An 11,675-nucleotide genomic window follows, 5' to 3' on the forward strand; every position below is an offset into this window, starting at 1 on the left:
ATTCCCATGCCGCAGAAAACCTCCATCTACGAGATTCACGACGAAGCCTTCCGGCAGTTGATCGTCGCCAGCGCGGCGCTCGAGGAACTCTATTCCGACTGCCGCTGGGCCGAGGGACCGGTCTGGTTCGCGGACCTGAATTGCCTGATCTGGAGCGATATCCCAAACCAGCGCATGATGCGCTGGGCACCGGAGGGCGGTGTTTCGGTGTTCCGCTCGCCATCGAATTTCGTCAATGGCAATACCCGCGACCGACAGGGCCGGCTGATTTCCTGTGAGCACGGCGGCAGACGTGTGACGCGGACCGAGGTCGACGGGTCGTTGACCATTCTGGCGGATCGCTACCAGGGCAAGCGCCTCAATTCACCCAACGACGTCGTTGTGCGCTCGGACGGCAGCGTCTGGTTCACCGATCCGACCTACGGCATCAAGTCCGACTACGAAGGTTACCGGGCCGAGCCGGAGCAGGATACACGTAACGTCTATCGCCTCGATCCGGTGAGCGGCGACCTTGAGGCGGTCGTCATCGATTTCGGACAACCGAATGGCCTTGCCTTTTCACCGGATGAAACAAAACTCTACGTTGCCGACTCCGCCTCCAGCCACGACATCAAGGCGCCACGGCACATCCGCGTGTTCGATGTCGTCGACGGCAAGCGTCTCGCCAATGACCGGATTTTCTGCAGTCTGGACAAGGGCCTGCCCGATGGTTTCCGCGTCGATGTGAAGGGAAATGTCTGGACGAGCGCCGGCGACGGCGTGCATTGCTTCTCGCCCGACGGAGCGCTGCTCGGCAAGATCCTCGTGCCACAGACGGTCGCAAACCTCACCTTCGGCGGACCGCGCAAGAATCGGCTGTTCATTACCGCTACCAGATCGCTCTATTCCGTGTTCGTGGCGACTAACGGCGCGGCATTGGGCTAATTGCGCCGCTCAGGAACGCGTTATGGGATTTTACGCCGACAGATCGTTGCGAATAGCTGTCCCTTTCCGGATGGTGGAGGGCGGCAGACGTCGACATGTGCATCAGCCACGGGCTCGTTTCGGGCGACGCCGGCCGCCAGCAGATCCGGGACCGGAAGAGGGAACGACGGCAGGTTCTGCAGGCATTCAAGGCGGCTAGGTGTCTCGGAGCTTTGTAGCTCACGTTACCACCATCGCCGGTGTCCTTGAAAACGCCGCGAGCTGATATCAGTGATACCTTCGTTCTGCCGCCAACGCGACCTGCATGATCGGAGGCATAAAAAGCGATCTTAAGGGGAGGGACCTAAATCCAACCCGGCCACTTCTCAGGCGTGGCATCGTTCTTTGGTGTCTATTAGGAGATGGGAGAGGCCGGCGGCTGTCAATTGATGCGCCGGCGTCTCACTGGCTTCGCCTTTTGGGCTTGCCCCGTTTTGTTGTCTAGACGCGCATTGCCGATTAAAGGGCGCTGACGTTTTCGGCTTTTGACTTTCCAGTTTTGCGGTCCTGGCCTAGCTCATAGCTTACCTTTTGTCCCTCTCTCAAAGATCCGCCTCGTTCCAGTGCAGAGACATGCACAAACACATCCGCTCCACCATTCTCGGGCGTGATGAAGCCAAACCCTTTGTCTTCGTTGAAAAATTTGACAGTACCGGTAGGCATGAAGGCTCCTGATGTTTGCACGGCCGTTGCCGCGACCGGGAGCCTATAGCTCATTCTCCTCGCTTTCAAGGCATGCGGCACTTCGTTGTTACGTAAACGGACATTGTTGGAGTTTCTGGAGGTGCCGTGATAAGAGATGGCCATGACCTTATCGACCGATCTTGATTGCCAGGCATGCGGTGCGTGTTGCTCCTTCTCCTCCGATTGGCCAAGATTCTCCATGGAAAGCGAAGCTGCCCTCGATCTGCTGCCGGCACGTTTCGTTGCTGCGGACGAAGGAGGAATGCGTTGTGAAGGATCCCGCTGTTCTGCGTTGTCAGGGCAGGTCGGTGTCAGCACATCGTGCCTAGTCTACGATATCAGGCCTGACGTTTGCCGCGAATGCGTTCCGGGAGACGCTGCCTGCTCGATGGCGCGTGACGCTTTCGGGTTGAATTCTGCATAGAGTTCACTGACATTTCTGCACCGCCCCGGCATCCGGAGCGGCCGTGGAACCCCTAAAAGAGAGCTTACATCTGCGACATGTCATCCAGCAGGTTCTGCGCCAGTTCGCTGAGGGCGACTTCCGCTTCTTCCAGCGTCCAGCCGACGCTTTCGGCGCGTTTTGCAAGGCCGGCCAAAACGGGTGGCAGATCCCCGCCCGCCGTCGCCACGATATCGTCCGGCGTCAGTCCCTTCGCAAGCTGAAGAAAGACCTGCTCCAGGGCCTCCTGACAACCGATATCCCTGTCTGGATAAGGTTCGGAACTGCGCGGCCTGTTCAATACAATCATTTGGCTCTCATCTTGCGCTGAACGGTTGGCAACGGCTGCGGCCCAGCCAAATTCGCTGCCACGAAACGCTGCCGCTGCATATCGGACCGAAGGGCCCCGATCGAACGGAGCCCTTCACCACCAACGGCTTATTCCGAGTTCCCGATTGAACCCGTTTACATCATGCCGCCCATGCCGCCCATGTCAGGCATGCCGCCGCCGGCGCCATCCTTCTTCGGCAGATCGGCAATCATGGCTTCCGTCGTCACCAGCAGGCCGGCAACCGAAGCTGCGTTCTGCAGGGCCGTGCGAACCACTTTGACCGGGTCGACGATGCCCATGGCGATCATGTCGCCATATTCAGACGTCTGGGCGTTATAGCCGTAGTTGTCGGTGTTGCTTTCCAGGATCTTGCCGACCACGATCGAGCCTTCGTCGCCTGCATTTTCGGCGATCTGGCGAACCAGCGACTGCAGGGCCTTGCGGATGATGCTGATCCCGGCATTCTGATCGTCATTCTCGCCCTTGATGTCGAGAAGGATAGAGGCGCGAAGCAGGGCTGTGCCGCCGCCAGGCACGATGCCTTCTTCGACCGCTGCGCGCGTCGCGTTGAGAGCGTCGTCGATGCGGTCCTTCTTCTCCTTGACTTCGACTTCCGTCGAACCGCCGACGCGGATCACGGCAACGCCGCCGGCGAGCTTGGCAAGACGTTCCTGCAGCTTTTCGCGGTCATAGTCCGAAGTGGTTTCTTCGATCTGAGCTTTGATCTGGCCAACGCGGCCTTCGATGTCGGACTTGGTACCCGCGCCATCAACGACGGTGGTGTTCTCCTTGGTGATCGAGACCTTCTTGGTGCGGCCGAGCATGTCGAGCGTGACATTTTCGAGCTTGATGCCGAGGTCTTCCGAGATGACAGTGCCGCCGGTCAGGATGGCGATGTCTTCCAGCATGGCCTTGCGGCGGTCGCCGAAGCCCGGTGCCTTGACGGCAGCGATCTTGAGGCCGCCACGCAGTTTGTTGACGACGAGCGTTGCAAGAGCTTCGCCTTCGACGTCTTCAGCGATGATCAGGAGCGGCTTGCCGGACTGGACGACGGCTTCGAGAACCGGGAGCATTGCCTGCAGGTTCGAGAGCTTCTTCTCGTGCAGCAGCACGTAGGCATCTTCCAGCTCGGCCACCATCTTTTCGGCATTGGTGACGAAATAGGGGCTGAGGTAACCGCGGTCGAACTGCATGCCTTCGACGACTTCGAGCTCGGTTTCGGCGGTCTTGGCTTCTTCAACCGTGATCACGCCCTCATTGCCAACCTTCTGCATCGCGTCGGCTATATACTGGCCTATTTCCTTCTCGCCATTGGCCGAGATTGTGCCGACCTGGGCAATCTCTTCGGATGTGTTGATCTTCTTGGCCTTGGCAAGCAGGTCCTTCACGACCGCGGTGACTGCAAGGTCGATACCGCGCTTCAGGTCCATCGGGTTCATGCCGGCTGCAACGGCCTTGCCGCCTTCGCGAACGATGGCCTGGGCGAGAACGGTCGCAGTCGTGGTGCCGTCGCCGGCAACGTCGTTGGTCTTCGACGCGACTTCGCGGACCATCTGGGCGCCCATGTTTTCGAACTTGTCGTCGAGCTCGATTTCCTTGGCGACGGCAACGCCGTCCTTAGTGATGCGCGGCGCGCCGTAGGATTTGTCGATCACCACGTTGCGGCCCTTCGGGCCGAGCGTTACCTTGACGGCGTCGGCGAGAATATCGACGCCGCGCAGCAGCTTCTCGCGTGCATCACGGCCGAATTTGATCTGTTTGGCAGACATGGAAAACTCCCGGGCCGTTGGCCCCATGGTCTCGTCAAAAGGAAATAAAGAAGCGGTCGAAGATCAGGCGATGACGCCCATGACGTCTGCTTCCTTCATGATCAACAGGTCTTCGCCGTTGAACTTGATCTCGGTGCCGGACCACTTGCCGAACAGAATGCGGTCGCCTGCCTTGACGTCGAGAGGAACGATCTTGCCGTTCTCGTCGCGTGCGCCGGTGCCTACCGCGACAATCTCGCCTTCCTGCGGCTTTTCCTTGGCGGTATCGGGAATGATGATCCCGCCCTTGGTCTTGGCTTCAGCCTCGATACGGCGCACGACGACACGGTCGTGCAACGGCCGAAAAATGGTATTGTTCATTTTGGGTTCCTGAGCGGGAGCGCAGCCCAATGGCGGGCTCCCGATGAGATAATCTTAGCACTCTTGCGCTGAGAGTGCTAGCGCAATTCGTGCTCTGGTCGTGATCCGGCATCCGTGGCGACGTCACCTCTCTTAGCCGGAGGTACTGACCGCTGGCATCGAGACCGCCAGCGGATCACTTGCCGCACGTTTAGCAGAAGCCGTTGAGCTTGAGGATCTTATGGGCTTCGATGGACGCCCGAAGCTGATCCTCCGAGTTGCGCTCGCCATGGTTCGCATCCGGATGATGCATCTTGAGCCTCTGCTTGTAGCGGCTTCTGATCTCCTCCGGCGTAGCATCCGGCGAAAGGCCGAGCGTCTCGAAGGCCTTGGCTTCCAACACCTTGAGCTTACGTTGCTGGAGATTCGCCTTTGCCGCTTGGCGTTGTGCAGCGCTTTTACGTGCGTTCATCGCCTTTGCAGAGCCGGAGCGGGCCATGGAGGGGAGCGGCATCTCCGATGCCTTGTTGATACCGGTGCCCCAGGTCGGGCGGCTGCCGCTTGCCGCTTCCCTCTGATAGCGCGCTATTAAAGGATCGGAGAGGTTTGGTGCAAAGTTATAACCCTTGCTGTACTCCTTTACATGCTCCGGACAGAACAGCAGGTAAAGGCCTTCGGCATCCCGCCCCACAGGAGCGCGATGAGCACCACCCTTTTCGCAACCGTCCCACTGGCATTTCGGATGGTTCGGTTCGTGGTGCGGAGCCGGTTTTTTGCGGGTCGACCGGAGGCCGACAAATATCTTTGAATCAGACGTCATCGCGCCTTATATGGCGGTCCTGCACTTGCAGGCAAGGCGTATGGACAGGCCAACCGCAACACCAGTTCGCTGTCCCGATAGTCCGCACCCAGCCGAGCGGACTCAGCTCCCCTTTGAGAACCTTTTTCGGCAGGACGCGCTGCCGTCAGCTATGTTGACGTTGTCCCACTGCAACGCAATCCCCGTTGAGGGCTATTCAGACAACATGTCAAAACTAAAAGTTGACTTATCCGCAGACAGCCTCTATTGGTGGTTTATCGATCTTTTGCTTGCTGAACTTTGGTTGCCGCGCGATTAGCACCGCGCCTGACGAACTTCCCTTTCAAAATCAATCGCTATCACCATCCACAGGGCTTTGGCTCTGGGGTCACTCAATCTTGCTTTGAAAGGGTTCATCATCATGACCACAGGCACAGTTAAATGGTTCAATTCCACCAAGGGCTTCGGCTTCATCCAGCCTGACAACGGCGGCGCTGATGCGTTCGTACACATTTCTGCCGTCGAGCGTGCCGGAATGCGGGAAATCGTCGAGGGCCAGAAGATCGGCTACGAACTCGAACGCGACGCAAAGTCCGGTAAGATGTCGGCTTGCAACCTTCAGGCTGCCTAACCAGTAGCGGCTTCCGCTTTGACCACGGATGTACTGGCACCGCTGGAAGCTGATTTTTTAAAGGCCGGACATCATGTCCGGCCTTTTTTCCATTCTGCAGATCTGCAAACAGGAACAACCATGACGCACAGCAAGATTCGGCAGCAGGCCGAGGCGGCCTTCGACCAGGTTCAATCGCAGTTCTTCGCTCGCGACCACGCGGTCGAGGAACTCGATTACGTTGCGCAGGTACGGGAGGCGAAGACCCTGCGTCTTCGCGAAGCCCGCCTCGCTAGGGAAGAGCACGATCGTAATGCGGCTCTCGCCATCGCGCTCGCGAAGCGCGCGAAACAGAAACAAGTGTGAGCAACACCCTGACTGCGAGTAGCCCGCGGGACATCCCGACTGGGGACTGGAGTAGTTGCGCAGTGCGATCCAGCCTATGATCCTCGTCCGTTTCTTTCGGCCCGACTGGATACTATGCTCATGGATGCTGGCCATCGTTGCCGAGGCGATATAGAAGCCGAATCCATCAACAGGCAGATCGCGATGGATGACTCGATCAAGATAGACAATCGCGGCGACTTCGGGCTCTGGGCCATCGAAGTGGCCAAGCAGATCGTCAGCGAACAGGGCTTCGACCTGGCCAAAGCTTCGCGCGGCGGCACGGAGGACGAGGTACGCGTCGCCGGCAATGCGCTGGGGCAGGCGATCACCAATGCACTCATCGAGGTGTATGACGGTCTGCTCGAGGGAGTGCCTGAAGAATAGGGCAGCGCCAAATCGGGGCGGGAAGACCGTGCGCGTCGCGGCGGGCCATATCCGTGGCTCCGGTCGGCAAGGGCGTCCGACGATCTTTGGCAGACGGGAAGCGACCGGGAAATTGAGGAAAGGCCGCCGCGGACGGCGCCCTTCCGGTTGCGATGGAAGCGGGCGGCTATTCGGCGGGCTGGCCCGACGGTATCAACACCGCGTTTTCGGCGTCGATGCCACCTGCCATGGCGGCTGCGAACTGTGTCTGGTCCAGCTCTTTTTCCCAGCGGGCGACAACGATGGTCGCGACCGCATTGCCGACTAGGTTGGTGAGCGCCCGGCATTCCGACATGAAGCGATCGATGCCGAGGATCAGCGCCATGCCGGCGACCGGCACGGATGGAACCACCGAAAGCGTCGCCGCCAGGGTAATGAAGCCGGCTCCGGTAATGCCTGCAGCTCCCTTCGAACTCAGCATCGCGACGAGCAGCAGCAGGATCTGGTCGCCGAGCGTGATCGGCGTGTCCGTCGCCTGGGCGATGAAGAGTGCGGCAAGCGTCATGTAGATGTTCGTGCCGTCCAGATTGAAGGAATAGCCGGTCGGAATAACCAAGCCGACCACCGAGCGCTTGCAGCCGGCGCGTTCCATCTTTGCCATCAGGCCAGGCAGTGCCGCTTCCGACGAAGAGGTGCCAAGCACAAGGAGCAGCTCTTCCTTGATGTAGCGAATGAGCGAGATGATCGAAAAGCCGTTGTAGCGCGCGACGGCACCGAGGACGACCAGAACGAAAAGGAGCGAGGTGAGATAGAATGTGCCGATCAGCATGGCGAGGTTGGCAATCGAACCGATGCCGTATTTGCCGATGGTAAAGGCCATGGCGCCGAAAGCGCCGATCGGGGCAGCCTTCATCAGGATGGTCACGAGACGGAAGATCGGCGCGGTCAATGCCTGCAGGAAATCGAGAACCGGACGTCCGCGGTCGCCGACCATGCCAAGTGCGATGCCGAAGAGAACCGAAAAGAACAGAACCTGCAGGATATCACCCTGTGCAAAGGCGCCGACGATCGTGTCCGGTATGATGTTCATCAAAAAGCCGGTGATCGTGGCGTCATGCGCCTTCGCCGCATAGGTCGCCACCGCCTTGGCGTCGAGCGTGGCCGGATCTATGTGCATGCCGGCGCCGGGCTGGACGATGTTCGAGACGAGGAGGCCAACGGCGAGCGCGAGCGTCGAAAAGGCCAGGAAGTAGATCATCGCCTTTCCGGCGACACGCCCGACCTTCTGCAGGTCGGCCATGCCGGCGATACCGGTTGCCACCGTCAGGAAGATCACCGGCGCGATAATCATCTTCACCAGCTTGATGAAGGCATCGCCGAGCGGCTTCAGCGAAGCGCCGACATCCGGGTAGGAATGACCAAGCAGGATGCCGGCGGCAATTGCCACGAGAACCTGAAAATAGAGATGACGGTAGAAAGGAAGCTTGCCGTGCGTCTGCACGTCGGAAATCGTTGCGTTCATCATATCCTCCATGGCGCCCCAACCTATCGGCCTCCCGGGGCAGCGGCGTTACTGTTGCTGCAGGTGTGCTGCTAGCTTTGCTGGAGCAACCTGCGTGCCAAACCGGCGGCTGACGCCTAACCGGTTGATTCATCTTGTCTAAATTGAAGTGGAGAAGGCGGCTTCTAAAGCTCGTCGTGCGGTTTTCCGCCATTGGCCTTTGCTTTTTATGCGGATTTATGCACAAATCCGGTGATGCTTGAGCAGCGCGGTCGAGAGAAATTCGTCAGAATGCCCGCCTTCGCGTGGACGCCATGGCCCGTCTTTGCCTTCGCAGCCGCCACGATCCTGATATCCGCTCTCTATGCCGCCGGTCTTTACGGCCGCAGTTCCGCGCTCGAAACGGTCCTCGACCAGGGGCGCGCCGATGCCAATCTCAAGGTTGCGCTGTTGAGCGCGGTGCTGGAAAGACCGCGTGCGCTACCTCTGCTTCTTGCCGAGGATCAACAGGTGGTCGGAGCGCTCGCGTCGAGAAGCACTCAAGCCATCGGTGCCCTCGACCGAAAGTTGGAAGGGCTCGTGGTCGGCACCCATGCCTCCGTCCTCTTCGTCACGGGCCGGGATGGTGTTGCGGTCGCCTCCAGCAATTGGCGCGAACCCTTGAGCTTCGTCGGCAACGACTATTCGTTCCGGGAATATTTCCGACGGGCGATGGAGAACGGAACGGCAGAGCACTTCGCCTTGGGCAGTGTCAGCAAGCGCCCAGGGCTGTACATCTCGCGGCGTGCGGAAAGCGAAGCCGGTGCGCTCGGGGTCGTTGTGGTGAAGATGGAATTCGACCAGCTCGAAAGCGATTGGCGCGAGGCCAACCGTCCCGTCTACGTCACCGACGCCGATGGTGTCGTCCTGATCACCAGCATTCCGTCGTGGCGCTTTATGACAACTGCGCCGCTGCCAGCGGAGCGACTTGGTGCCATCCGCGATAGCCTTCAATTCGGTGATGCGCCCTTGACGCCTCTTCCGATCGTGCGGCAGGAACCGCTCTCCGGTGGCGCATCGATCGTTTCAGCAATTCTCCCGGGAACGAGCGAAGGTGAGTATGTTCGCCTTCTGACGCCGGTCCCTTCGACATCCTGGCGCCTCGAATATCTCGTGCCGACCGAGCCGTCCGTCGCAGCGGCGGTACGCGAAGCGCGGCTGCTTGCGCTTGCGGTGCTCGTTCCGATCCTGGCGCTGATCGCATTCCTTTTGAGGCGGCGGCAGATGATCACCGTTCGCATCGCCGCGGAGAAAGCCCTGCGCGAAGAGCTCGAACGCCGTGTCATGGAACGAACCATGGATCTGAGCCGCGCAAGGGACCTCTTGCAGGAAGAGATTGCCGACCACCGCAGCACCGAGTCGAAACTGCAGGTGGTGCAGCAGGAGCTCGTGCAGGCAAACCGCCTTGCGATCCTCGGTCAGGTTGCTGCCGGGGTTGCCCACGAAATCAATCAGCCGGTCGCGACAATCCGGGCCTATGCCGACAACGCTCGTGTCTTCCTGCAACGGAACCGGAAAGAATCGGCGGAGGAGAATCTCGGCGAGATCGCTGCCCTGACCGAGCGGATCGGCATGATCACCGAGGAACTCAAAGCCTTCGGGCGCAAGGGACGAACGCCGCCGGAAGCCGTCGGTCTGCGGGGTGCCATCGAAGGCGCGGTGGTTCTTTTGAGGAGCCGCTTCGCCGGCCGGCTCGAGATACTCGCGATCGATCTGCCGCCACCCGACCTTGCCGTCATCGGCAATCGCGTCCGCCTTGAGCAGGTGCTGATCAATCTTTTCCAGAATGCCTTGGAAGCGCTGGAGGGCAGGACCGAGGCAAGTGTGAACGTCTCCGTGGAGACGCTGCCGGATGAGATCGTGATCAGGGTCTCCGACAATGGTCCCGGCATTGATCCAACGGTTAGAAGTTCGCTCTTTTCGCCCTTCAACACGTCCAAGGAAAAGGGGCTCGGCCTCGGTCTGGTGATCTCGAAGGATATCGTCGCTGATTATGGCGGTCGCATCGAGGTCGAAAGCGGCGAAACCGGCACGACTTTTATTGTCTATCTGCGCAAGGCGGTATCATGAGCAATCCAACACCTGTCGTTCTGGTTGACGACGATGCCGACCTTCTCAAGGCCACCGCCCAGACGATCGAGCTTGCGGGCTTTGCGGTCTCTCGATTTTCGAGGGCTTCCGACGCGCTCGTCCGGATCGACGATGGTTTCGCGGGCGTCATCGTTTCCGACATCCGCATGCCCGAGATCGACGGGCTGCAGCTCTTCGACCGCGTCCGCAAGCTCGACCCGGACCTTCCCGTTATCCTGATGACCGGCCATGGTGACATACCGATGGCCGTCAAGGCGATGCAGGACGGGGCTTACGACTTCATCACCAAACCTTTCGCCGCGGACCGTCTGGTGCAGGCCATCCGCCGCGCTGCAGAAAAGCGGCGGTTGATACTGGAGAACAGAACTCTCCGCGATGTGGCCGAACAGGCACGCGACGACCTGCCGCTCATCGGCCAAACCGCGGCCATGGAGCGGCTGCGGAGAACGCTTCGCCAGATTGCCGATACCGACGTCGACGTTCTCGTGACCGGAGAGACCGGCAGCGGCAAGGAGGTGGTTGCCAATCTGATCCATCGATGGAGCCGGCGGTCGAAGGGCAGTTTCGTCGCGCTCAATTGCGGCGCGCTTCCCGAAACCATCATCGAAAGCGAACTGTTCGGCCACGAGCCCGGCGCTTTTACCGGCGCGCAGAAAAAGCGCGTCGGCAGGATCGAATATTCGAGCGGCGGCACCCTTTTCCTCGATGAAATCGAAAGCATGCCGCCCGCCACGCAGATCCATATGCTGCGTGTCCTGGAGGCGCGTGAAGTGGCACCTCTCGGCACCAACGAGACGCGGCCGATCGACCTGAGGGTCGTGGCGGCTGCCAAGGTCGATCTCGGCGATCCCTCGCAGCGTGGCGCATTTCGCGAAGACCTCTACTACCGGCTCAACGTCGTCACCATCTCCATTCCGCCGCTGCGTGAACGGCGCGACGACATCCTCCTCCTTTTCGGATTCTTTTGCGAACGGGCCGCCAAACGGTTCAACCGGCAAACGCCCGCGCTGTCATCTTCTATCCGCCATCACCTCGAGACCCATCATTGGCCCGGCAACGTTCGCGAGCTGTCCCACTTCGCAGAACGTTTCGTCCTCGGGCTGGCAGGCGAGGACGACAGCGCGGTCGCGTCGCCAGAGGCTGCCACCCTTACGCTACCCCAGCGCCTCAACCAGCATGAAGCGGAAATCCTCCGCGAGACGCTGGCCAGCAACGGAGGCGATGTCCGCCGGACGATCGAGGCGCTCGGAATTCCGCGAAAGACCTTCTACGATAAGCTCCAACGGCATGGGATAGAGCGTGCCTCTTTCGACCAGCGTGCCAAACCGGCCAGGTAGAGTCTCTTAAATCGCGAGCA

General features: G+C 60.0%; 13 protein-coding genes. 7 read left to right on the forward strand and 6 right to left on the reverse strand.

Translation table 11 applies throughout. From position 1 onward, the window contains the following. Positions 1-6 precede the first annotated feature (6 nt). Complete coding sequence (locus tag J2857_RS21020) at positions 7-924, forward strand: SMP-30/gluconolactonase/LRE family protein (RefSeq protein WP_210012042.1); 918 nt, start codon at positions 7-9, stop codon at positions 922-924. Positions 925-1,422: 498 nt separating this feature from the next. Here the strand turns inward: J2857_RS21020 and J2857_RS21025 are convergent, their stop codons facing one another. Next, a complete protein-coding gene (locus J2857_RS21025) occupies positions 1,423-1,626 on the reverse strand; it encodes a cold-shock protein (protein WP_037079265.1) in 204 nt (67 codons plus the stop codon). A 142-nt stretch (positions 1,627-1,768) separates the two neighbouring features. Between J2857_RS21025 and J2857_RS21030 the strand changes: the two genes are divergently transcribed. Beyond that, positions 1,769-2,071, forward strand: coding sequence for a YkgJ family cysteine cluster protein (locus J2857_RS21030; RefSeq protein ID WP_210012043.1), 303 nt, complete (start codon positions 1,769-1,771; stop codon positions 2,069-2,071). 64 nt (positions 2,072-2,135) lie between these two features. Here J2857_RS21030 and J2857_RS21035 read toward each other — a convergent pair whose 3' ends face one another. From J2857_RS21035 to J2857_RS21050, 4 genes are all read right to left on the reverse strand, one after another. Then, positions 2,136-2,399 (reverse strand): hypothetical protein, encoded by a 264-nt coding sequence (locus J2857_RS21035; protein WP_210012044.1) that lies wholly within the window; start codon positions 2,397-2,399, stop codon positions 2,136-2,138. A gap of 155 nt (positions 2,400-2,554) precedes the next feature. After that, the gene (groL, locus tag J2857_RS21040) at positions 2,555-4,189 is read right to left on the reverse strand and encodes a chaperonin GroEL (protein ID WP_210012045.1); all 1,635 of its coding nucleotides are present in this window, start codon (positions 4,187-4,189) and stop codon (positions 2,555-2,557) included. 63 nt (positions 4,190-4,252) lie between these two features. Continuing rightward, positions 4,253-4,549: a co-chaperone GroES gene (gene groES, locus J2857_RS21045; protein WP_210012046.1), complete on the reverse strand. Its 297-nt coding sequence runs from the start codon at positions 4,547-4,549 to the stop codon at positions 4,253-4,255. Between the two features lie 190 nt (positions 4,550-4,739). Beyond that, the gene (locus tag J2857_RS21050) at positions 4,740-5,348 is read right to left on the reverse strand and encodes a J domain-containing protein (RefSeq protein ID WP_210012047.1); all 609 of its coding nucleotides are present in this window, start codon (positions 5,346-5,348) and stop codon (positions 4,740-4,742) included. Positions 5,349-5,748: 400 nt separating this feature from the next. On the opposite strand from J2857_RS21050, the gene J2857_RS21055 reads away from it, so the two are divergent. The 3 genes from J2857_RS21055 (at position 5,749) to J2857_RS21065 (ending at position 6,708) form a co-directional block, all read left to right on the forward strand. After that, positions 5,749-5,958 (forward strand): cold-shock protein, encoded by a 210-nt coding sequence (locus tag J2857_RS21055; RefSeq protein WP_046632143.1) that lies wholly within the window; start codon positions 5,749-5,751, stop codon positions 5,956-5,958. A gap of 120 nt (positions 5,959-6,078) precedes the next feature. Next, positions 6,079-6,303 carry a hypothetical protein gene (locus J2857_RS21060; RefSeq protein ID WP_210012448.1) on the forward strand — a complete coding sequence of 75 codons (225 nt, stop codon included), beginning with the start codon at positions 6,079-6,081 and terminating at the stop codon, positions 6,301-6,303. 183 nt (positions 6,304-6,486) lie between these two features. Continuing rightward, on the forward strand, positions 6,487-6,708 hold the full coding sequence (locus tag J2857_RS21065; protein ID WP_210012449.1) for a hypothetical protein: 222 nt from the start codon (positions 6,487-6,489) through the stop codon (positions 6,706-6,708). Positions 6,709-6,874: 166 nt separating this feature from the next. Here the strand turns inward: J2857_RS21065 and J2857_RS21070 are convergent, their stop codons facing one another. Next, positions 6,875-8,221, reverse strand: coding sequence for a dicarboxylate/amino acid:cation symporter (locus J2857_RS21070; RefSeq protein WP_432420171.1), 1,347 nt, complete (start codon positions 8,219-8,221; stop codon positions 6,875-6,877). 258 nt (positions 8,222-8,479) lie between these two features. Between J2857_RS21070 and J2857_RS21075 the strand changes: the two genes are divergently transcribed. Both J2857_RS21075 and J2857_RS21080 read left to right on the forward strand, forming a co-directional pair. After that, a complete protein-coding gene (locus J2857_RS21075) occupies positions 8,480-10,297 on the forward strand; it encodes a sensor histidine kinase (RefSeq protein WP_245363641.1) in 1,818 nt (605 codons plus the stop codon). Then, positions 10,294-11,655 (forward strand): sigma-54-dependent transcriptional regulator, encoded by a 1,362-nt coding sequence (locus J2857_RS21080; RefSeq protein WP_210012049.1) that lies wholly within the window; start codon positions 10,294-10,296, stop codon positions 11,653-11,655. The genes J2857_RS21075 and J2857_RS21080 overlap by 4 nt, the downstream gene beginning before the upstream one ends. Positions 11,656-11,675 lie beyond the last annotated feature (20 nt).

This window comes from Neorhizobium galegae, from assembly GCF_017877055.1.
GTDB classification, from domain to species: domain Bacteria; phylum Pseudomonadota; class Alphaproteobacteria; order Rhizobiales; family Rhizobiaceae; genus Neorhizobium; species Neorhizobium galegae_D.

Coding starts and splice junctions, on each gene's coding strand:
- J2857_RS21020 (WP_210012042.1), top strand. CDS start 7: ATGCCGCAGAAAACCTCCATCTACGAGATTCACGACGAAGCCTTCCGG.
- J2857_RS21025 (WP_037079265.1), bottom strand. CDS start 1,626: ATGCCTACCGGTACTGTCAAATTTTTCAACGAAGACAAAGGGTTTGGC.
- J2857_RS21030 (WP_210012043.1), top strand. CDS start 1,769: ATGACCTTATCGACCGATCTTGATTGCCAGGCATGCGGTGCGTGTTGC.
- J2857_RS21035 (WP_210012044.1), bottom strand. CDS start 2,399: ATGATTGTATTGAACAGGCCGCGCAGTTCCGAACCTTATCCAGACAGG.
- groL (WP_210012045.1), bottom strand. CDS start 4,189: ATGTCTGCCAAACAGATCAAATTCGGCCGTGATGCACGCGAGAAGCTG.
- groES (WP_210012046.1), bottom strand. CDS start 4,549: ATGAACAATACCATTTTTCGGCCGTTGCACGACCGTGTCGTCGTGCGC.
- J2857_RS21050 (WP_210012047.1), bottom strand. CDS start 5,348: ATGACGTCTGATTCAAAGATATTTGTCGGCCTCCGGTCGACCCGCAAA.
- J2857_RS21055 (WP_046632143.1), top strand. CDS start 5,749: ATGACCACAGGCACAGTTAAATGGTTCAATTCCACCAAGGGCTTCGGC.
- J2857_RS21060 (WP_210012448.1), top strand. CDS start 6,079: ATGACGCACAGCAAGATTCGGCAGCAGGCCGAGGCGGCCTTCGACCAG.
- J2857_RS21065 (WP_210012449.1), top strand. CDS start 6,487: ATGGATGACTCGATCAAGATAGACAATCGCGGCGACTTCGGGCTCTGG.
- J2857_RS21070 (WP_432420171.1), bottom strand. CDS start 8,221: ATGGAGGATATGATGAACGCAACGATTTCCGACGTGCAGACGCACGGC.
- J2857_RS21075 (WP_245363641.1), top strand. CDS start 8,480: ATGCCCGCCTTCGCGTGGACGCCATGGCCCGTCTTTGCCTTCGCAGCC.
- J2857_RS21080 (WP_210012049.1), top strand. CDS start 10,294: ATGAGCAATCCAACACCTGTCGTTCTGGTTGACGACGATGCCGACCTT.